16 protein-coding genes and 1 riboswitch are annotated in these 19,185 nt (G+C 38.7%); of the genes, 15 read left to right on the plus strand and 1 reads right to left on the minus strand.

Going from position 1 to position 19,185, the window contains the following annotated elements; all coding sequences use genetic code 11:
* The first annotated feature begins 436 nt into the window (after positions 1-436).
* From PLE33_03660 to PLE33_03675, 4 genes are all read left to right on the plus strand, one after another.
* Entirely contained in the window at positions 437-2,029 is a 1,593-nt protein-coding gene (locus PLE33_03660; GenBank protein HPS60340.1) for a hypothetical protein, read from the plus strand.
* A gap of 360 nt (positions 2,030-2,389) precedes the next feature.
* Complete coding sequence (locus PLE33_03665) at positions 2,390-3,553, plus strand: T9SS type A sorting domain-containing protein (protein HPS60341.1); 1,164 nt, start codon at positions 2,390-2,392, stop codon at positions 3,551-3,553.
* Positions 3,554-4,114: 561 nt separating this feature from the next.
* Complete coding sequence (locus PLE33_03670) at positions 4,115-5,386, plus strand: CsgG/HfaB family protein (protein ID HPS60342.1); 1,272 nt, start codon at positions 4,115-4,117, stop codon at positions 5,384-5,386.
* Positions 5,383-6,720 (plus strand): LPP20 family lipoprotein, encoded by a 1,338-nt coding sequence (locus tag PLE33_03675; protein HPS60343.1) that lies wholly within the window; start codon positions 5,383-5,385, stop codon positions 6,718-6,720. The genes PLE33_03670 and PLE33_03675 overlap by 4 nt, the downstream gene beginning before the upstream one ends.
* Positions 6,721-6,897: 177 nt before the next feature.
* Here PLE33_03675 and PLE33_03680 read toward each other — a convergent pair whose 3' ends face one another.
* Positions 6,898-7,830: a hypothetical protein gene (locus tag PLE33_03680; protein ID HPS60344.1), complete on the minus strand. Its 933-nt coding sequence runs from the start codon at positions 7,828-7,830 to the stop codon at positions 6,898-6,900.
* Between the two features lie 317 nt (positions 7,831-8,147).
* Positions 8,148-8,266, plus strand: a riboswitch (molybdenum cofactor riboswitch).
* Between the two features lie 44 nt (positions 8,267-8,310).
* Between PLE33_03680 and PLE33_03685 the strand changes: the two genes are divergently transcribed.
* The 11 genes from PLE33_03685 (at position 8,311) to PLE33_03735 (ending at position 19,065) form a co-directional block, all read left to right on the plus strand.
* Entirely contained in the window at positions 8,311-9,123 is an 813-nt protein-coding gene (locus PLE33_03685; GenBank protein ID HPS60345.1) for a hypothetical protein, read from the plus strand.
* A 20-nt stretch (positions 9,124-9,143) separates the two neighbouring features.
* Positions 9,144-11,033, plus strand: coding sequence for a TonB-dependent receptor (locus PLE33_03690; protein ID HPS60346.1), 1,890 nt, complete (start codon positions 9,144-9,146; stop codon positions 11,031-11,033).
* A 356-nt stretch (positions 11,034-11,389) separates the two neighbouring features.
* The gene (locus tag PLE33_03695) at positions 11,390-12,271 is read left to right on the plus strand and encodes a polyprenyl synthetase family protein (protein HPS60347.1); all 882 of its coding nucleotides are present in this window, start codon (positions 11,390-11,392) and stop codon (positions 12,269-12,271) included.
* Positions 12,272-12,274: 3 nt separating this feature from the next.
* The gene (locus PLE33_03700; protein ID HPS60348.1) at positions 12,275-13,066 is read left to right on the plus strand and encodes a capsular biosynthesis protein; all 792 of its coding nucleotides are present in this window, start codon (positions 12,275-12,277) and stop codon (positions 13,064-13,066) included.
* Positions 13,059-14,042, plus strand: coding sequence for an NAD(P)-dependent oxidoreductase (locus tag PLE33_03705; protein HPS60349.1), 984 nt, complete (start codon positions 13,059-13,061; stop codon positions 14,040-14,042). Before PLE33_03700 ends, PLE33_03705 begins: the two co-directional genes overlap by 8 nt.
* The gene (locus PLE33_03710) at positions 14,042-14,881 is read left to right on the plus strand and encodes a methyltransferase domain-containing protein (GenBank protein ID HPS60350.1); all 840 of its coding nucleotides are present in this window, start codon (positions 14,042-14,044) and stop codon (positions 14,879-14,881) included. Before PLE33_03705 ends, PLE33_03710 begins: the two co-directional genes overlap by 1 nt.
* Positions 14,878-15,882 (plus strand): lysylphosphatidylglycerol synthase transmembrane domain-containing protein, encoded by a 1,005-nt coding sequence (locus tag PLE33_03715; GenBank protein HPS60351.1) that lies wholly within the window; start codon positions 14,878-14,880, stop codon positions 15,880-15,882. Before PLE33_03710 ends, PLE33_03715 begins: the two co-directional genes overlap by 4 nt.
* Complete coding sequence (locus tag PLE33_03720; protein HPS60352.1) at positions 15,875-16,861, plus strand: MoxR family ATPase; 987 nt, start codon at positions 15,875-15,877, stop codon at positions 16,859-16,861. Before PLE33_03715 ends, PLE33_03720 begins: the two co-directional genes overlap by 8 nt.
* Entirely contained in the window at positions 16,858-17,790 is a 933-nt protein-coding gene (locus PLE33_03725) for a hypothetical protein (GenBank protein HPS60353.1), read from the plus strand. The genes PLE33_03720 and PLE33_03725 overlap by 4 nt, the downstream gene beginning before the upstream one ends.
* Before the next feature lie 27 nt (positions 17,791-17,817).
* On the plus strand, positions 17,818-18,267 hold the full coding sequence (locus PLE33_03730) for a DUF5683 domain-containing protein (GenBank protein HPS60354.1): 450 nt from the start codon (positions 17,818-17,820) through the stop codon (positions 18,265-18,267).
* A gap of 15 nt (positions 18,268-18,282) precedes the next feature.
* Positions 18,283-19,065: a CAP domain-containing protein gene (locus PLE33_03735; GenBank protein HPS60355.1), complete on the plus strand. Its 783-nt coding sequence runs from the start codon at positions 18,283-18,285 to the stop codon at positions 19,063-19,065.
* Positions 19,066-19,185: the final 120 nt, after the last annotated feature.

The raw sequence follows: 19,185 nt of genomic DNA on the forward strand, positions 1-19,185 counted from the left end.
ATCGGATGGTTGACCTCCTGGTCAACCCCTTCTTGTGCTTGAACGACGAGGACGTCGTTCTTCCTGAACTAAAGCCCTTTAGAGCGAGTTTGCCAAATTCCGCTATGGCAAAAACAGAAGGATGATTACTTCCCCGGTTGCGGTAATAGCAAGGGTAATTTTCGTTACTTCTTCATAGAATTGTAATAAAAAAAGAAGCGGTATAGAGCAAAAACAAAAAATGGACTTTTCCGCTGATACCTCAAAAATTTTTTTTCTCACTATCTTCTTATCTGTCTATATGTTACCTTTGCCCATTAACAAAAAATTACTGAAAACTCAAAAAAGGATTTGCTTTAATTTAAATACCGGTTACTTTGTAAGAGCGTAGATAAAAATAATTACTGCTAACTGTTTGAATGCTTTTTTTAAGTGAATTAGCAGATAAGGAGATAAAATGAAAAAGACACTTTTTATATTACTACTACTCCTCGTTTCCGTCTTAGGGTATGCACAAAGCGCTGAATTAACCTCTAACAATCAAATTGGAGAAGCAGTTGCTAATGCAGGATTAATTAAAAAACGGCTATTCACTTTCCAACTTAAAATGACCGGAGGAGGGGGAACATTATCAAGTGTATCTTTTACGACCACTGGTACTTATACTGAAAGTGAACTAACTAAACTACAGCTTTGGTACAATACTGCTAACACCTTTACCAGCGCAACCAATATTTCATCATTAACATCGGGTTTAGGAAATGGTTCACATACTTTTTCTGGTTTAAATAAAATTTTAAGTAATACAACTCACTATTTCTGGATTACTGCTGATATTGGACAGACATTAATTCCCAACCATACTTTATCCGTTTCTGCTATCACAACGGATAATATTATCTTTACTACAACTTTTTATAAAGGTGGTTCAACTACAGCCGGTGGAACTCAATATCTGGAATATGTAATTGTAAGCGAAAATTTTGATGGAACCTGGCCCCCCAGCGGTTGGACATTTTCTGGTGCTGTTAGAAATTCTCCTGCCTATTCCGGGGGTTATTCTCTTGAGCTTCAACCAGCTGGCGACTATGCTTATACCAGGAAAGTTAATACACCTGGTTTAATCACTTTCTTTGCCTTGGAAAATACCGGCAGTCAATATTCTTTTAGAATTCAATATAGTACCGATGCTTTAACTTGGACTGATATAACAACATATTCTAATTCTTCAAATCCCCTTACCAGCAGTTTTAAGTTTTACTCTGTAGATGTTCACGCCGCTACTTACACTAATGTCTATATCAGATTCTATCTGGCAAGCGGAAATGCAGATATCCATATTGATGATGTGAATATCACTTTGCGTAGCCCCAATACTCAAGCTTCAACTGTTACTTTTTCGGATATTGGACCAAGCAGATTTACGGTCAGTTGCACAGCTGGAAGCGCTGCCCAACGCATAATGTTTATGAAAGAAGGTAATGCTACTCCGGTTGATGCTGCCAATGGTGTTTTTTACACAGCCAGTACTAACTGGCAGGATCCTGGTTCCCAAATTGGTTCAAGCGGATATTTCTGCATTTATAAAGGCACTGGAACAAGCGTAACTGTTACCGGGCTAACTAAAAGTACTACTTACACTGTGGAAGTGATGGAATATAATTACAGTGATGTAGCTAATACCTATATCTATATGCCGTCCCCTGCTTATAATCATACTACAACTTCCAGTACAGATCCTCCTACTGCTATCACTTTTGATAATGTTACTTTTTCCAGCATTAATCTTTCCTGGAGCGTTACTTTAGGATTAACTTATGTTCTCTTTCTTAAAGAAGACACAGCTGTCTATCCTCCTCAAGCATCAGGAACTTATGAAGCAAGTGCAGATTGGAATGTTAAAAAATCTCAACTTGAAGATTCTGGATTTTATTGTGTATATAATGGTACAGGAGGTTCGGTAACAGTTACTAATTTACAATCCAGCACTCGTTATTATGGTGTCATTTTCACACTAAGCGGAACAACTTATTCAACCGGTTGTGCCTGAGGAGGTGAAGTTCCTACAGCTACAAAATCAACTGACTATTTTGCCAGTATTGCAAGTGGAAATTGGGGAACAGTTAATACTTGGGATGGAACAAATCATAGATGGACAGGAACTACAACCTGGAAGTCCTCAAGGGATGGAACTCACTGGAATGATGCCACAGCCAAACCTACTTCCAGTGCAGCTAAAGTTTATATAGAATCCGGGCATATAGTAACTCTAACGGATAATGAGAGCTGTAGTATTTTACATTTTGACAGTGGTTGGATACAACTTGGTAATTATTATTTATCTATTAGTTCCTACGATTCGGCAAGTGGAACTCCGCAGTTCATTTACAATGGAAGTGGTTACCCTCAGATGACAACGCAGGGGACAAATTACATTGTCTCTGTAACTTCACAAGATATAACAAGTTTACCCTCTGAAGTGAATACTTTAAGAATTAATCTTGCTGGAGCAGATACTTTATCGGTTAAATTGCCAAATGATGTTACTGTTACGAATTTAGCTTTTGATCACGGTGGTTTGAGAATGAATTCCAAAAAGATAATATATAAATTCAAAAATGCAGATATTTATTCAACCAAGGCGAAATTTTATTCAATGAATATCAGGTTTACTGAGGATATTAATACTGTAGGGACTAACCACAGTTTAGCTCGCACTTGGTACACTTCCGGTTTTGTAACTGATGTATTTCAGGCAACTATGTATTTTCCGTCTTCTTTAACAGGATCCAGTAGCTTAAGATTGTGGTTGAGAAATAATGCTACCAAGGGTTGGTATTTGAAAGGTGAATACCCTGTTCAGGGGTCAGGAGATACAAGATATGTGGTAGCAGATGGCTTAACAAGTCCTGATATGAGTGGCATCGTTTATTTTGATTTTACTCTTTCGGAAGTAGATCAAACTCTGCCTGTGGAGCTTTCTTCCTTTATTGTAAGTATCAATTATCAGAACTATGCTCAAATATTATGGGTAACGCAAAGTGAAACGGAACTATCGGGTTTTCGTTTTTATCGTGGAACTTCAGATGACTTTGCTTCTGCTGTGGATTTGGGAGTTTTTATTCCTGCCACCAATACTTCTGCACCCAAATATTATGTTTATACAGATAAAGAGATAAACGCCTCAGGAACTTACTATTATTGGCTGGAATGTATGGATTTAAATGCCAATAGCACATTCTACGGACCAAAGGAATTAATCTTCCATCCAGGTAATGATGACAATAATATTCCTGTTTTGGAAGGAATCAACAGCATTTATCCTAATCCCTTCAATCCCGATACTACTATCCGTTTTGGAGTTTTGGAACCGTCAACCGTTAAAGCCATTGTCTATAACAACCGGGGACAGAAGGTTTGCGAACCGATATCCGGTAATTATACTAAAGGCACCTATTCTTATATCTGGAATGCAACTGATTATAACGGCAGAGAGTTAAGCAATGGAATTTATATTTTACAATTGCAGGTTGGTTCAAACACCTATATCCGCAAACTGGCTATCCTGAAATGAACAAGAATATAGAAAGTAGAAAGTGAGTAGCCCTGTAAAGAAGGTAGCATTATGATTTATCGTAAGAATAAATATATAATGCGATAGATTAGGTTGATAAGCAAAGATTTTTTTTCGTTTGCCAAATTACGCTATAGCAAAAAAAGAAGGATGCTTACTTCCCTCGGTTGTGATAATAGCAAGAGTATTCTTCGTTACTTCTTTATAGGGTTGTAATAAAAAAAGAAGCGGTTTAGAGCAAAAACAAAAAAAAGGACTTTCCTGCTGTAAGTAAGGAGTCCTTTGTGCTTTGATAACTTTTACCCGGGAAATAACTTATGGGGTATATAGGACTCATAACGACTAATATGAAGATGGGGAAAAAAGTAATTTTAAAAATCGGTATAACTTCAATTATTCTAACTATGTTATAATCCCTATTATCCCCTTCATTTCAGACCTATTATATCCTCTAAATCCTTACATCCTGAAATCCTTGTTTCTAAAATCCAATCAAAATCCGCTTGACATAAACCTCTCGGAATGCAATTTGGAATTATGTATGTATTCAGTGGAGTTTTAATGAAAAAATGGCTGCTTCCTGTTCTGCTTGGTTCTTTGCTGATTTTAAGTGCCTGTTCTCAAAATGTCCGACTTGCCAAAAAGACCCAAAAGCACTTAAACAAAGGGAATTATGAAGAAGCAATTCAGGACATTGTAAAAACCCTTAAGAAAAATCCCGATAACGATGTAGCTCAAGACCTTTTGGTTAAAACCTGGCAAAGTTACTGCTCAGCAAAACAGAAAAAGATAGAGAATATCATCCAAAGTAGCGAAATAAATAAATGGGAACAGGTCTATCAGGAATATACCGCCCTGCAAAAAACGGGAGAGGAAATTCAAGTTCTGCCTCCTTTGCTAAATCCCTATTCCGGTTACAGAGTTACAATTGAAATTCCCGATTACACGGAAAAAATAAAACAAAGCAAAGAAAATGCTGCTGCAGCCCATTATGAAACCGGTATTCGTTATGCCAAAATCAGCAACGATAGAGAGATGCAAAAGAAAGCAGCTTTGGAATTTAAGGCAGCCCTGAATTTGATTCCCGATTACCAGGATGCCGATTTAAGATATGAACAATGCCGTAAACTGGCAATTAAAAGAATAGCCGTTTCTCCTTTTGCAGATAAAAGCAATACTTCCGGAAAATACGGTGCCGTTAGTGATATTTTAACTGACTATATTGTCTCTCGTCTTATTTCAACCTCTGTAAACAATGAATTTATAGAAATTATTGCCCGTTCCCAATTGGAAACAGTGATGAAAGAACAACAACTTTCTGCTTCGGGTTTAGTGAATGAAACCGGTTCCGTTCGTTTAGGTCAAATTTTAGGAGCTAATGAAATCCTCACTGGAAGTATTTTGCAGATTAGCGTTTCCCCTGAACGCACTGTTAGTGTTCAAAGCGAAGATGAAAAGGAAGTTGTTCTGCGGACTGAGGAATATATTGATGCCGACGGAACTGCTCAAGAAAAAGAAATTAAGGGTAAGGTCTATTTCCGCTACCGTAAATATACTAAAACGGCAAGCGTTAGTGTTTCCACCTCCTACAGCATCCTGGATGTGGAAACCGGAAAAATAATCCTGCAGGAAACCCTGGAAGTTAAAAATCCCTTTAGCGATACCTGGGCAAGAAAGATATCTGGAGACGATCGTGCTTTAAGTACCAATACAAAAAGATTGCTGGAAAAAGCAGAGCCCTTTCCCCCATCCGTCAATGAAATGATTATGGAAACACTGAAAAATACAGGAAATGACATCGTGAATAAAGTTAGCGGATATTTAATGCAGTGAAACGGTTATTGTATCTTCTGCTCTTGCTTGCTACAGCATGCAGTATGGCAAAAAAGCAACCGGAATGGATTCTGGAAATGCCTTATGATAATGAATACTATAGCGCTGTAGTAAAAATCCCCCGTAAAGCACCTAACTATGTGGAACTTGCCAGAAATAATGCTATTCTGGAAATATCCACTCAAATCAGCGTGCAGATTGATTCCGATATTGCTTTAAAGGAAACAGAGGAAAATGGTATTCCCTCCTCTGAAATAATAAGCAGAATTCGCAGCTCCAGTAATAATAAAATTAGAGACCTGCAGTTGGTTGGCACTTATGAAACCAAAAATGACTATTGGGCTTACTATCGTCTTTCTAAAAGGGAATATGCTGCCTGGCGGAAAACTCAATGCGAACAGGCAATGGCTCAAGCCCTCAATTTGCTTGCGGATTTTGATGCTGCAAACACCAATATTGGTTCCGGAATAACCTCGCTTTTGCAAGGACTGGAACTGATTGTGGATTATACCGATAGGGATTTGACAACGCTTTACAAAGGCAATGAGATTAACCTTTACAACGAACTTTTCTATCGTCTGAACCGTTTACCCGAAACCTTCAGCATTAAATTTGCCCATAAGGAGATAGACCTTACTGCTAAGCAAAGAGAACGCAAAACCGTTGCTCTTGCCGTAAGTTACAATAAAAACGGACAAGAATATCCCTGCTCTAATTTTCCTGTATGCTTCATTTTCAACAGTGGAAAAGGCGAAATTATTCCCTTTGCTACAACAGATGAAAACGGCACAGCGGAATTAATTATCAACCGCATAACTTCTTTCAGCAATCCTCAATTTGTAGAAGCTAAACCGGATAAGGCATTCTGGCTGACAGGAAGAGATAACCCGGTAGTTAAAACTATGTTTAATAATCTGCGCTTTATGCCTGCCTCTTTAAAACTAAATGTCCGTCAGCCCAAAGCTTACCTTGAATATAGTTTTGATAATACTCCGGGAACTGACTTCCGCAATATTTTAATTAAGAAACTGCAGGACTTGGATTTGGAGGTTACCGAAAACCAAGATGCCAGCGACTGGACTTTCAAAGTTAATATCTATAACCGCAGCAGTAATTATCTGCCCCTGCTCAATCAATATTCTGCCACCGCTGATGCCTATGTAGAATTGCTTCAAAGCAGCAACGGTAAAAGTATTTATAATACTAACATAACCGGAATTAAAAGCACTGCTTCTTTACCCGAAATTGCCGAAAAAATGAGTGAACTGAATGCTGTTAATGAGATCTGCGATAAAGTGATGTTTATGCTGGTGGAACAATATATTATGTATTAGAGTGCGGGAGTTCAAAGTGCGGGAGTTCAAAGTGCGGGAGTGCGGAAGTTCAGGAGTGCGGGAGTGCTGACGGCACTGTAAACCACTCAGAAATCAAATCTGCGTAATCTGCGTAATCTGCTTAATCTGCGTAATCTGCGTGAAACAAGTCGTCATAAGTCCTTTCTATAATCGCGGTTAAAATTCCAGCCAGCAATCCTCATTGATATCCGAGGGCTTTTCTCCGGCTTTAATCTGTCTTTTCTCTGCTCTGAAAAAATACAGATATTCACTATTCCAGTTCCAATTAAGGGTTTTCCCTATCCCTGCAATGTTTTCAATGGCGTCTTCAGGAAGATAAGCAATTGCTCCACACTGGATATAGATTATGCGGGAAAGATCGTTTTCAAAAGAGATTTTGAGCGGAGAAGAAGGTTCAGGAACCAGAAAATACTGTCCCCGGGAATCCATAAATAGTGAGGCATTAGCTATTTCCCGAGGATAACTAAAGCATAACTTGCGAAATTGTTCATCTACAAAAATAAGATCCCCGCTTTCCAAACCAAAACCTTTTTGCATTAAGTCCTTGATTGCAATTGCTCCGGATTTGAGATCAATGCCGTTTTTTTGCAAGCTCTTATCCCAAAAGTATATTTGCCTGGGTTTAGGAACCGGCTTAAAACCTAACATCCGTAAACATTTAATATTCCTCATCCAGGCGTTTTCCCGGTAGCGGGTAAAAATTAAGCGGATGTTATATTCCGAAAGTTCTTCCGCTCCCAATTTCAAAGCCAGATAAGCATTGGTGTCATCCAGTTCTAAACGGTGAAAAGAAAGCTGATAATTGTCGTTACTTTCAATTTGCAAATTTTGCCAGGAACTGCCGGTGAAAGAATTTAGCCAGGAACTGCCGGTGAAAGAATTTAGCCAGGAAATTAAAGGAATGCCTTGCCAGGTCTCTTCTTTTTGACCCCCGTCTTTATCTCTAACAGTAGTGAAAGTAACAAGCTTTTCCTGCTTTAAGTCCTCTATGGTAATTTCTTTTACCTGCCCTTCCGGTAAATATACCTGAAAAGCCGAAAGCTGCAGAATCATTAACAGCAGACCCGGGAATAAATAATATTTACGCATTTCCTCATCCTTTTTTTACAAGCTATATTACAGAATATAATTCATAGAACCAAAAAGGCAAATTGAGTGCAGGAGTGCGGGAGTTCTTAGTGCGGGAGTTCAAAGTGCGGGAGTTCTTAGTGCGGGAGTTCTTAGTGCGGGAGTTCTTAGTTCAAAGTTAGTTCTTTTTCGGTGGCTTCGGTGTTCTCGGTAGCTAATTATAATTAATCTTGTAAATCCCAATAATCCTATTTATCCCAGACCTATTAAATCTGCGTAATCTGCGAAATCTGCGTGAAACACTAAAGTTGGGGGTTGACAATTTTACTTGCTGCGGATTTTTTGTAAAAAGCCGAGTGCAACTTCCTAAACTGTATTCAGTATGGAATTGCACCACAGGGTATAATTGGAAACGATTATGCCTCCCGTATTTGGAAAGGCAACAGGGAAATAAAAAAAACTTCATCCCTGTATGCCTCTATAGCTTTATATGGAGGAAAAATGAAAAGAATTAGCGTGCTATTACTCGCACTCCTTACACTATTTATGTTTGCCTGCAGTGAAAAGGACGACAATCCAACAGACACTAATATTTATGGTTACCAATTGGACCAATTTATTTCCAATGCCACTGTGCGTGATTTAGTTGATCCCTCTGCCAGCGATACCTTGAATTTCAGAGATTTATTTGCTTATGAAATTGTTGCCAGTGACAATTACAGTCCTCGTGCTTCTGTTAATGCCGGTTACGATTTAACCTGGAATTTCTTTAAAGAGGGCTATATTGTCCCCAGCGATAACAACCGCACCTGGTTTTCCCCTGACTTGGGACTTCCAAGCGCTTTCAAAGTAAAAAACACATCCCTCTTCAATTTATACCGCAAAGTGGATGTCCTTAGCGGAAGAGCCAGTAAAACCATTGAACTGAAGGGCTTAACAATTCATACCATTCCCAATTGGATTTCTGGAACTGAAGAAGCAATTAAACTTAGCGATTTGATTCAGGGTATTAGTTTATCCGATAGCAGCACTATTCGGTTAATTGCTGTAGATGACTATGCTAAAAATTATACTCCGCAACAAATTGCTGAGGGCTATTATCTGCTGGATTCTGAAGTTACCACTTTTCCAGCGCTGAATGATTCTTTAACTAATTCCCAAAAGAAGTTTAAAAAACTGGCAAAGATAGAACTAACCAATGCCGGTTTACAAGATTACACTTTTCCTCTTGCACCTCAAGATAAAAAAGATATAGCTATTCCTGTTCCTGCCAGCTTTGACGGCTACGAATCAAGAATAATGACGGATTATTAAAGATATTATATAGCTTAGAAGTGAAACGGCTGCAAACTATCCTGCTGCTTATTTTTGCCTGGATGGCAGTTGCCTTAGGCGGAACGGTAATACAGGATTCCCTGAAGACCTACACTCTTCCTACCGTTTATGTAATAGTGGAAAAGCCCTCAGAGGCAATTGGCTCGTTACATACAATTAGCAGTGAAGATGTAAAAACCTCCCTCTCCTTGAGAGAAGCAATGCAAAATAGCGTTGGCATCAGCGCTACGATTGGCACAAAAGACGAAAGCAATTTACGCTTAAGGGGTTTCAGGAAAAACGAAATTAAAGTGATGGTGGATGGCAAACCTCTAAATAATGGCTATTTCGGCAATGTGGATATCAGCAAACTCTCTTTGCTGGATATTGCAGAAATCCAGGTTTTAAAGGGACCAGCTTCTCCTCTATTCGGTACAAATAATATGGGCGGGGTAATCAATATTATATCCAAAACCCCGCCTAAAAATTACTGGCTGGAACTGAATACAATATTTAAACGCAACAATACCAATGAAGTGAATATCTCTTCAGCGCATAGTTTTGACACCTGGAATTACCGGTTAGGCGTTTCTCGCGAAAAATCGGACGGCTTTATGCTCTCTGAAAAATTTACTCCTACGCATTATGAAGATGGAGGAGTTCGTAATAACAGCGATAAATGCCTGTATAATGTTTCCGGCTCTCTGGACAGAGAATTTTTGAACTTCCATAATGCCGGTATTGACTTCAATTATAGCCAAATGGAACAAAAGAATATTCCTGCCTCTATTTACGAACAGCGCTATCGTCAGTATCGGGATTGGATGCGTTATCATATCGGGTTATGGACAAAAATGCAAATGAGTGGTTCCAGCACTTTAAATCTGCAATTAATTACTGCCGGGAACACCGATCGCTATTTGGAATTCAACGATCCTGCATACCAAAACCTTACTTTAGATTCTAAAATGAAGAATACCGGCTTAGGGGTTCATTCCCGTTTAACGAAAACTTTTGGGGATAATCAAAAAATAGATTTTGGCTATAATTACGATTTTCAGGGCAATACCCGGAAAGATAACGATTCTTACCAACAATGGACGGATTCGGTTGTCCATATACATCAGGCATTTACTCAATTTGAATGCACCGTTTTACCCAAATTATCTTTAACTACAGGAATTGGCATTAATACCAGAATCAATAGTGATAATAACAATTCGCAACCCCAGTTGGAACCCGCTTTAGGAATTGTGTATGAAATAATACCGGAAGGCAAAACCTCTTTAGCCATCGGACGCAATACTTCTCATCCAACTATGCGTCAGCTTTATTCAGCTCGTAAAGGAAATCCCGATTTGAAACCCCAAAATGCTCTGAAACTGGAACTAAGTCATCAACAGGCATTTTACCGAAATAAACTCTCCTTTTCCATTAGCGCCTATTATAATGATACAAAAAACCTGATTGATTTGTCTTCCCAAGGCATCTATGAAAATATCTGCAAAGTTCAATCCCAGGGCACGGAAGTTGGACTAAGCTATTCTCCTGCGAATATTTTTCAGACCAGCATCAATTACGCTTACCTGAGCTACCGGGAAAATAGTGATTATTACTTAACCGAGACACCTAAAAACTCTGTGGAATTATGCCAAAGATTTACCTTACCCGGTAAAATTAAGTTTCTGCTCTATAGTTCTTATAGAGATAGACGGCTTTCTCAAGATGACAGCGGAGGTTACCATACTTTAAATACTTACTGGAAGCACGATTTGCTATGTATCTTCCCCTGGAAAAACTATGAATTATCGCTGGGAATTGAGAACCTGCTGGATGAGGATTACCAAAGTGAATACGGTTATCCGGAACCGGGAAGAAACTTTTCTTTGGCTCTGAAAGCTAAAATATAGATAAAAAGGGTCGTGAAGGTTGTGATACCTTAAAGCCCTTCAGGATGACATCGGAGTGTTGATGTCCTCATCAACCACCTCTTACGCTTTATTTCTTTACCGAAAAGCAAACGGTAACGGAAACCCTTTATCCTATTAAACGATGAGGACATCGTTTAATATGGTTGACCAGGAGGTCAACCTTCCTGAGAAACGGTGTTTTCAATCTGCAACTAAGTGATTTTTGGAATACACCTATCTCCAGGAACTATATATTATCTGTGCAGCGAGAAAGAACTTGACAAATCTATGGTATTTGAGATAATAGAAGCCATAAAATAGTAGCTTTAGCAAGCGTGCTGAAAAGGAAGTGTGTTTTGCTTTTACAGAAGTATTTTGAAACGCGTTTCGAGCTTATAGAAAAAGAACTTGAAAATGCGTTGTCTTATGAGACCAAATATGCCCCAGAGCTTAAAAAAGCAATTTATGAAGCAGTAATTCCCGGCGGCAAAAGATGGCGTCCGTTATTGCTTCTATCTATGTTTGAAATGCTTACGGGTTTTAAAAAACATCGTTCTTTGCCCGATGCCGTAAAAGCTGCAGCAGCAATTGAGCTTTTGCATAATGGAGCGTTAATTCATGATGATATACCCGGTGTGATGAATAGAACTCAGCGCAGAGGTCAGCCCGCGTTGCATATCAAATATGGTAATGCCATAGCTATTTTGGCTGCCGATGCCTTATATACTCTATCTTATGAAATAGTTAGCGAGATGAACAATCCGGAACAGGTGCTGGAAGCAATTCGCATCCTATCAAATGCGACAAAGAGTTATGGAATGATTGGCGGTCAGGTTGTAGCTTTATCCAGCAGGCATAAAGTGATGAAAATCAGCACTTTGAATTATATAGATATGAAGAAAGTTGGTTCTTTGTTAGAGGCAGCAGCCGATATTGCCTGTATGCTAAGTAAAACGGATGAAGAAACACATCAGGTTATGCGAACTTATGCTATGAATTTGGGAATTGCCTATCAAATGATTGAAGATATAGAGGCAGATTATTCTCGTGGCAGTGAGGGTTTGGATGATGAAATTATTCCTGTTTCCAAAATCAGTTACACAGCTCTTTTGGGTTTTGATAAAGCGCGTAAGACGGTGGAAAATATGCTTGCCAATTCCGTTAAAATGCTGAAGCCCTATCCCAATAATTCTGTTCTTCTGGAATTCGTAGCAATGATAAAAGAGAGATTACCCTAAGCGATGGTTGATATTCATACTCATCTGTTACCAAATATTGATGACGGCTCCAAATCGCTGGAGGATTCTCTTAAGCAACTATCCGCGATGGCTGAAGGAGGAGTTAAAAGAGTATATTTAACGGCTCATTATTTTAGAGGTCACTATCAATATACTCGTTCGGAATATGATGAAAAGTTCAATACTGTGGTGAAGTTAGTTAAAGATGCCGGAATAGACCTTGATTTACAACCTGGTTTTGAGATATATTTACAGCCCAATATCTTGGCAGATATTAAAGAGAATAACCTCACCTTGGGCAAAAGTTCTTACATCCTTTTGGAAAGCGATTTAAACGGATTGCCCAATGATTTTTACAATAATATCTTTCCTATCTTACGAGCTGGATATAAACCTATTCTGGCACATGCAGAACGCTATGTAAGTATTATGCAAAAACCCTCAAGAGCCGAAGACCTGATCTATCGTAATATCTATATGCAAACCAATGCTGGAAGCTTATTAGGATTTTACGGAGAAAAAGTGAAGGACACTGCCTGGATTTTAGTTAACAAGGGCTGGACACATTTTATTGCATCTGACGATCATACCCGCGGCAAATACCTGGCTTATTTTGAAGCCCGGGACAAGGTGGAGGAAGCAATTGATAATCACACTGCGCATTTGCTGTTTTATGTTTTCCCTTCCTGCATTGCCAGCGGAGAAAGCATTCCTTATGAATATGTGCAAGTTTACCGTCCTCATCATTCTCACCATCATCATAAACGCAATTTTCTAAAGAGGATTTTTGGATAAGATTTTAATAACCGGAATAACCGGTTTCATAGGCAGAAATGTTTTAAAGGAATTGTTAGCTTCCTATCCTGATTATCAGATTACAGCTTTAGTGCGTCCCGGCACCGATCCCAAGCGTTATCCAGGGTGGGAAAAAGTTATTCGGATTGTGGAAATTGATCTTGCCGATACTGCTAATTTAAAAGAATTCCTTTTTACTAATGAGTTTGATACCATTTTGCATATTGGTGCTTTACGAGGTGGCAGAAAATTTCCCAAAGAAACATATCTGCGTAGCAATGTTTACAGCACAGGACAGATGGTTGAATATTGTCTTGCTAAAGATGCACGCTTGATTTATTGCTCTTCTGTTGGTGTTTTTGGAGCAATTCCTCAAGAACTTCCTGCAGGACCGCAAACTGAGAAAAATCCCGATAATTATTATCATTACACGAAGATTGAATCAGAACGCATTATCAATCGGGCTATTTTAAATGGCCTAAAAGCAGCCATTGTTCGTCCCAGCATAGCTTATGGTGAAGGAGATTACGGTTTTCCTTATCAAATGGTAAAATTAGTGGATAAGCATCTTTTCCCGCTAATCAATAAACCGGTTTGGATACATCTCTGCCATATTGATGCTTTAATTAAGGCATTTATCTATCTTACGACCAATAACTGGAAAAGCGGTCTTACTTTTACGGTTGCGGATCGCGAACCTGTTCGTTTGCAGGCGTTGGTAGATTTTATTTCGCGTCAGTTGCACGGAAAGAACTATCCCCGGGTTTTAAGGTTTGATAGAATTTTCTATCTCTGGGGTGAGAAACTTGCCCGACTGGTGAAAAATGAATTGTGGATCAGCCGTTTTGAGCTTATTTCCAAAAGTTGGTTTTACGATGTTAGCACCTATTACGAGGTAATGGAAAAAGAAGGATATATAGCCCATTTCACTATTCCCGAATTTGAAATAACTATAAAGGACTATCAAAAACACTGATGGCTGTTCCTATAATCAATGATTGGGTAAAATATTTCACTAATCCTGATGAGGGGTTGGGTTCTTCTTATGAACGCATTGTGCTCAATCAATTACTGGATTTTGTATGTAAAACCTACAATATTCAATCGGCTCTGGAAGCACCCTGTTTCGGTTTCACCGGAATAAGCGGCATCAATTTGTTAAATTTGGCAAAGCAGGGAATAAAGGTTTCGTTGGAAGATCACGATAAGGAACGCATAGAAAAAATAAGGGAATTGTGGCAGGAACTGCGTTTGCATTGCGATATCAAATATAATCCCGATTATGTTAAATTAAATTATCCCGATAACCAGTTTGATTTGGGCTTCAATTTTTCCGCTTTATGGTTCACCCAAAATATCCGCAGTTTCCTTTCCGAATTTTGCCGAATTTGTAAAAAAACAATCTTAATTTGTGTTCCCAACCGCAATGGAATTGGCTATAAAATGCAGATTAAGGATTATTCACCGGAGAAATATCCTTTTTTACATCCCGAATTTCTTGACCTCGCCACCATTAAGACCCTGATGAAACAAAATGGATGGCAATTACGGGACGAAAACTATATTGACTGTCCTCCCTGGCCTGATATTGGAATGAAAAAAGAATTATTCTTCGGTCGGTTATTGAAAAAGCCAGCAATGCAGGAAAAAGAAACTGAACCGGTTACTATTTTATCTTATTATCAAGAAGAAGATAGCGAATTTGCAGATAAGATGTTTAGATATAGTTTTGTGGAAAAGACCGCTCCCAAGCAGTTTAAAAAATATTGGGCACATCATTATTATCTGCTTTTTACGCCGGAAAATAGTGAATGACCCGAAAAAATCGTAATTCCATAATAATAGGACTCATAATCGGCATACTTTTACTTGCTGCCTGGTTATATTATACCCCTTTAGCTGAAATTAAATCCCAAATTGCCAAAGTCAATTATAATTGGGTGGTTATTGCTTCCATAGCATACCTTTCTGCGTATTTTTTGCGTTCTTTGCGCTGGCGTTTATTAATTCCTGCTCCTGCAAATCCTAATATTTTCAAAACCTGGTTATATGCTATGGCAGGTAATCTGCTTAACTATTTAATTCCCATAAGAGCAGGTGATTTTACCCGTGCCTGGTTTATTAAGAAAGATTATCATCTTCCCTATTTGAAAGCGCTGCCATCGGTTTTTGTAGATAAGGTCTTTGATACTATAGCCATTTTATTCATCATCATAGTTTTGCCTTTTATAGCAGTGGAGCTGAGCTCTCCGATGCTGATTTTGCTATGTCTGCTAACTTTAATCTTTATTGTTGCTTTTGCCATTCTCCTTGTTTCGGTTTGGAAGAAAGACCTGGTGGTAAAGATTATTGCCGCTATTTTTTCCTGGCTGCCTAAAAAAGCTAAAGCACGGATAAACCCTGCCATAGAAATGTTTATCAGTGAACTGAATCTCTTTGAACACCATCCCTTCAAATTGATTTTGGCATTTTTCCTCACCGCTGGCGGGGTTTTATTGGATGGACTTTATTTTTATTTGCTTTTCCGAGCTTTTGGTATATTATATCCTTTTGCTCTGGTTTTATTTGGTTACACTTTAATCAATCTTTCCTACGCCATTCCCCAACCGCCTGCTCAACTTGGCAGTAACGAATGGATGATGATTATTATTTTCAGTATGGGATTTGGATTGACAAAGACCACTGCCTCGGCAATTATGGCTTTTGGTCATATTCTAACAGCCGGTTTGATGAGTTTATGGGGTATAATTGCTTTAGCTGTTTTGGGCCCCGAACTCTTTTCCAAAGTTATTAAAGGAGATAAAATAGATGACTAAAGAAGAACTGATTCAGGATATTACTGCAATGCGGAGTTTGAAGGAAGCTCTGCTGAATGAAATACATCACACTATTATTGGACAGGATAGAGTATTAACAGATGTTTTAATTGCTTTGTTTGCCAATGGACATATTTTACTGGAAGGTGTTCCGGGACTTGCTAAAACATTGCTAATCTCTTCTCTGGCAAAAGCACTTACGCTTTCTTTCAGCCGCATTCAATTTACCCCGGATTTAATGCCCTCCGATATTACCGGAACAGATATCCTGATTAACGATCCGGTAACCGAACATAAACGCTTTGAATATATTAGAGGTCCTATTTTTGCCAACATCATTTTGGCAGATGAAATTAACCGGACTCCACCTAAAACCCAGGCAGCTTTGCTTCAAGCAATGCAGGAATATGCTGTAACCAGCGGAACCGTTACTCGTCCTTTAAGTAAACCCTTTTTAGTGATGGCAACTCAAAATCCCATTGAACAAGAAGGAACTTATCCCTTACCGGAAGCACAGTTAGACCGTTTTATGTTCTTTATCAATATTGATTACCCAACTCTGGAAGAAGAGCTTTTAATTGCCGAAAGTACTACGGGACTCGATGTTCCGGAAATAACTCCTCAGCTTTCGGGAGAACAAATAATTGCTTTACAACAAGCAGTTCGCTCTCTTCCGGTTAGTGAGCATGTGCTGAAATATGCTGTAAATTTAGTAAGAAAATCCCGTCCTAATAGTTTGGATGCTTCAGAAGAAATTAAACAATGGGTTGCCTGGGGTGCAGGACCTCGCGCTTCCCAATATCTAATTTTATCTGCCAAAGCCCGAGCGGCTTTGGATGGTCGTTTAACTCCTGCTGAAGAAGATGTTAAAGCATCCGCAATCAATGTTTTGCAACACCGTATTTTACCTTCTTTTGCAGCTCAAGCCGAAGGTATTAATTCCAAACAAATTATTCACTGGCTGCTGGAGCCAAAATGAAACGCCTAATCATCATTCTTCTTGGCTTGCTATGCTGCCTTTCCGCTTTTGCCATAGATAATAAGTTTCTGCATCAACTGGCACAAGTTAAAAGCTCGCAAGCATATTCCATCCGCTTTGATGAAGATCTTATTTATACTAATAATCAGAATTATATTTGGGTTTATTCCATTTTCAATGCCTGGCAGCCAAAAATGGAAGCAGCTTTTTTATCACCTAATCCGATTGAAGATATTGAAACCCTTGCTGGAAAACATCTCTATGTTGCTTCTAATGAACCTACAAATCAGGTTATATTAATTGACAGCTTATATACCGGTTCCCGCATTTTTTTCCCCCAGGCAATTGTAGGTGATAAACTTACCCGCGAAGGTTCAATTTTATATGTGGCAGACCGCTATAGAGGAATTGATATTATAAACTTAAGCGGAGGCAGCACCAGAGAACTTTTATCTACTTTCTCTGAAAAATGGGGTATTAAGGACTTCGTGGCAAGTTACCCTTATATCTTTGCCCTCAATGATTTTGGCTTAGTTGCCGTAGATGTTAGCGATCAATCATACCCTGTTTCTTTAGGAACCAATTACCAAATTGTGGATGCTACTTGCCTGGTTAAAAATGGAAATACAATTTGGATCGGAGCAGGGAAAAACCTGATGGCTTTCAATGTATATGATCCGCAAAAACCAACTTTGATAAGTCAAATTAGAATGACTAACGAAATCCTTAGTTTGGCAGTTAAAGATAATCGTTTATATGTCGCTTTGGGACGCGGAGGAGTGAAAATTATAGACATCACCAATCCCCTCAGAACTGAAGACCTCAATAACATCTTTCTCACTATTCCCGTTTATGATTTGGATTTGGCAAATGACTATATTTTTCTGGGTTTGGGAAAAGAGGGTTGGATGATCTATGAATACCGTTGAGAAAAGTTACCGGCAGGAGGAATTTGTTTGAAACGAATTATCTTGGCTCTGCTGCTAATTATGATAGGAAATTGCATTCTGGCTCAAGCGGTAACAAAGAATCCGACCAAGGCAGTTGCCTATTCACTTCTCCCGGGAGGAGGGCAGCTTTACAATGAAGCATATCTTAAAGCCGGGATAGTGATTGGAGTGCAAACATTTTTGGTTGCTACCGCTATTCATAACAACTCCAAAGTTCAGGATTATAAGGATAAAATCGCTGCCACTACCGATGAAATTCTTCAGCAAAGCTATTCGGATAAACAAAAGCAATATAAAGAAAAGCGGACTCGTGATTTCTGGTGGATGGGAATTACTTTGGCATTTTCCACTTTAGATGCTTATATAGATGCTCATCTTTCCAATTTCAAAGCAGAGAAAGATAAAATCCATCTCCGTTTTGAGGAGCAAACTCTTTTCCTGGAGTATAACTTTTAGCTTAGGCAATAAGCAATGCGCAAAACAGTTTTGCTCTTTCTGTTGTTACTTTTTGCCTGCACTCAATCCTCAAAAACCATAAGTATTCCGGAATTTGAACACAGTATTTGGGAGCTGACCAATCAGCAGCGTTTGGCTTATAACTTATCACCCCTTTTATATGATGAGGGCTTGGCAGATTTAGCCCGTTTGCATAGTAAAAATATGTTCACTTATGATTTCTTTGCCCATAGAGACCATCTTGGCTGTTTAGTTAGTGATAGAAAAAGAAAATACTATCCTCAATTGATTGTATCTTCAATCGGAGAGAATCTGGCTAAATTCGTTAACGGAACAAAAGTTTTTACACCTGAGGAAATTGTTACCGGTTGGATGAATTCTCCGGAGCATAAAAAAAATATTCTGAATGCTGCCTACACTCATTTAGGAGTGGGAGTTTTTACTGAAGGAGAGGTTCTACTGGCTACTCAGAATTTTGCTACGCCGGTAGTAAAATTACTTTCCGAATTACCGGAAACATTCAATCCCCAATTTCAATATGAGCTGCAATTTGAGTATATGGGTTCACAACCGCAAAAAGAATTGAATGCAGTTTTGAATTTTCCCGATTCCCGTTTCAAATATGACATAGATGATAAATATTATACCATCGGAATGAAACCTGTTACTTTACAATGGATTGCAGATAAACAATTTGAACTGATAGTAGATTTCCCTGCCGGCAAAGGCAATTATTCTCTCTGCTTCGGTTTTAATCATTCCTATCTGGAGGATGGAATTAAAATAAAGGTCAGATAGAGAACCGGGAACAGGTTAAAAGATCGGTAAAAAGTCATTATAGAAATAACCAGGCAAGCGGAGGGAGGTTTTGACTTACAATTTTCACCTGCCTTCAATGAAACCACACCCCCACATCTC

Origin of the sequence: Candidatus Cloacimonas sp. (genome assembly GCA_035403355.1) — a bacterium.
GTDB lineage: Bacteria > Cloacimonadota > Cloacimonadia > Cloacimonadales > Cloacimonadaceae > Cloacimonas.